Consider the following 2,408-nt stretch of genomic DNA (forward strand, 5'->3'; position numbering starts at 1 on the left):
CCTTCGCTTCGCCGCCGAACTTCTTCGTCAGAACCGTCGTGATCGCTGCCGTCAGCGTCGTCTTGCCGTGGTCAACGTGACCAATCGTACCAACGTTCACGTGCGGCTTGGTCCGCTCAAACTTTTCCTTGGCCATTTTCAACTCCCAAAAGGAATTTCACAGGTTGCGCCGCGCGCAAACAAGACACTGACTTTTTACTGCTGGTGCCCATGGGCAGGATCGAACTGCCGACCTCTCCCTTACCAAGGGAGTGCTCTACCACTGAGCCACATGGGCGCTTTAAGCTTCAACTTCGCGGTCTGGAGCGGGTGAAGGGAATCGAACCCTCGTCGTAAGCTTGGAAGGCTTCTGCTCTACCATTGAGCTACACCCGCACGGGCCACAAACGATTCCTTACCGCTCACTGCGCTGATATCTTGGTGGAGGAGGTTGGATTCGAACCAACGTAGGCGTAAGCCAACAGATTTACAGTCTGCCCCCTTTAGCCACTCGGGCACCCCTCCGTAGAGAACTGACGATTATGGGGGTGCATCGCACTTCTGTCAAGCACATCCGGAAGATTATTTTCACTCTCTTCCTGACGCCCGCTTGACCATCGACCTCCCGCCCCTGCCCGGCTGAGGCAAGCGTGGGTGCTACCGATCAATGCCACATCTTCGTCAGACTCCGCCCTCAACGTCGATCTGCATCTACGCTGAAAACGAAAGACCGCCATCATACGACCTCTCGCGCACTCTGCCAAGCGGGTAAACGAAAATTTCCGCAAATTTCGTGCCGGGCGGTTTCATTGACCCTCTCCGATGTTTTTTGAGACGTCGCTTCCTAATTCATGGGTTGTCTGGCTCGACGAGCAGGCGATATACATGACTGAGCTTTCGGGCGTTTTCCAGTAACTGCATCGGGCCCTCTGGACAAGACTGCCGACGGGAGGTCAGGGGGCGGCCCGGCCTTTGCCGACCTCAGCGACAGACGCGATACCATCGCGGGGCAACTGCCCGCCTACGGCCCGGATCCTTCTGCGCCTGCCCGCCCTTGTGACGGCCTTCATGGCTTTGACCGCACGTGCCGGCGATCTGTCGCTCCCCGGTCGCGCGAGCATGATCGCCAGGATCCGAACAGCAGGCCCTGGTTGACAACCACGCTCCAGGGCGCCCGGCGGTAGCCGCCGGGCTCGCCGCATATGATCGGCTGAAGCCGACCAACCTCGGTATCTGGTCGGCCTATCGCAACGAATCCGCGGCATGTGTACGACAGCCCGCTTGCCCATACGATGCCAGCCTCGTGCAGCTGAACGCCAATACCTGCGGAGGATTCGACGCCGGCGCGTTCTCCGCCCCGCATCCATCCGACGACGCCGGAACGCTGACTTTCGACATCCGGTCTTCGACATCTTCCGCTCGCTGCCCAGCGTTGGTCGTGCTAACCCGAGATCAAGGCCGGAACTCGATCCACCGGTTTCCACCAGGCGATGGCTCCGCACCCCGGGCCGGGTAGCGATCGACCGGCATCGACGGCGGCGGCACGCACGTCGCGTTAATGGGCTAAGGACGAGGCTGCTTTGGCGGCACTGCCTGTTCACTCGCCGAAGAAATCCATGTGTTGCACGATAGGCAGTCCGTGCTCGTCAAAAGGAACAGCGCGGATTTCTGATGTTATCCCGTTGATGAACTCGCGGACGTCTGGTTCAGGCTACACACCGATCTTTTCCATCCGGCGGGCTGCACGCGCGCTTCTGCGCGTGAGTCAACCTGAGCGAAGATGCAGCGAATTAAGACACAAACACCTTGGGATGGCTACGCGATGCCATCCCGAGCGCGGTCCGACTTCACGCGCTCGATGGCCAACAGTGGTCCAACGCTCGCGGCAAGAACACACCAGAACGTCCGATAGACGTGACCCGGTGCCCGGATCGAGCTGACGGCTCATGTGGCGACGGAAGCCGCGAAACATGCTCGATAAGCACGGAATTGCAATGGTGATTTTGCCCGAGGATGAGCTCGAGACGCCGATGAACGACGCCCGATAATCGGCAATCGGACGGTTGGCGATGCCACACCAGGCCACGACGCTGAAACCTGGGCCGAGAGGTAGTCAGGTATGTGATGGAGTCGCTACTCGACCTGATCTCCATCGTCGTGAACAGCGGGTAGGTGGATGTTTGACTGTGGGTTCCAGTCTGCGCCAGCTAGCAGCGCGGAACCAGCTCGATCAGTGGCGCAGCGCTGCGGATTGCTCGAGAACGGGAGGCGCCTCAATCAGCGCGTTCGTCGTTTCAGCTCCAGCCAGGCCGTCCATCCCGATCGCCGAGCATTTCCTTCGCGCCAATGCAAAAACCCCCGCCTTTCGGGCGGGGGTTTCTGGCTTAGGGAGCCTGACGATTACCTACTTTCACACGGGAATCCGCACT

At 59.7% G+C, this 2,408-nt stretch carries 1 protein-coding gene and 3 tRNA genes; all 4 read right to left on the minus strand.

Features of this window, described 5'->3' with window-relative positions:
- Positions 1-136: GTP-binding protein (locus tag LGN17_RS36390; RefSeq protein WP_242460920.1), on the minus strand; the 136-nt coding region annotated here is incomplete at its 3' end.
- 66 nt (positions 137-202) lie between these two features.
- Positions 203-277: transfer RNA gene (locus LGN17_RS36395), tRNA-Thr, on the minus strand.
- 24 nt (positions 278-301) lie between these two features.
- Positions 302-375 (minus strand) — tRNA-Gly (locus tag LGN17_RS36400).
- Between the two features lie 43 nt (positions 376-418).
- Positions 419-504, minus strand: a tRNA-Tyr gene (locus LGN17_RS36405).
- Positions 505-2,408: the final 1,904 nt, after the last annotated feature.

It is taken from the genome of Burkholderia sp. AU30280, assembly GCF_020420125.1.
In the GTDB taxonomy this organism is placed as follows: domain Bacteria; phylum Pseudomonadota; class Gammaproteobacteria; order Burkholderiales; family Burkholderiaceae; genus Burkholderia.